General features: G+C 67.8%; 1 pseudogene. It reads right to left on the bottom strand.

The features are described 5' to 3' along the window. Window positions 1-255 (bottom strand): annotated as a pseudogene (locus IR155_RS15810) (IS256-like element ISEle1 family transposase); the annotation flags it as partial.

Raw genomic sequence — 255 nt, 5'->3', positions numbered from 1 at the left:
GCGGCGGTGCTCGATGGGCATGCCGCGGTGGAGGCGCAGCAGGTGACGGATCTGGGCGTTGATTCCGCCTTCGATCGCGCTGGTGGTGCGCGGGTTGCCGTAGTCGAGGAACGTGAATGCGTGGCCGCCGGCGGCGACGCGGGCGAGGATCTTCCAGGCGTCGCGGAGCCGCTTGTGGGTGAACCCGAACTGGCCGTTGTCGTAGAGGGAACGTTCCTTGGTGAGGTGCCCGTATGCCTGCCACCAGGTCTCCAG

Origin of the sequence: Microbacterium paludicola (genome assembly GCF_015235415.1) — a bacterium.
Classification (GTDB): domain Bacteria; phylum Actinomycetota; class Actinomycetes; order Actinomycetales; family Microbacteriaceae; genus Microbacterium; species Microbacterium paludicola.
The sequence above is the reverse complement of the archived record's forward strand: the minus strand, read 5'-3'. Positions and strand labels throughout refer to the sequence as shown.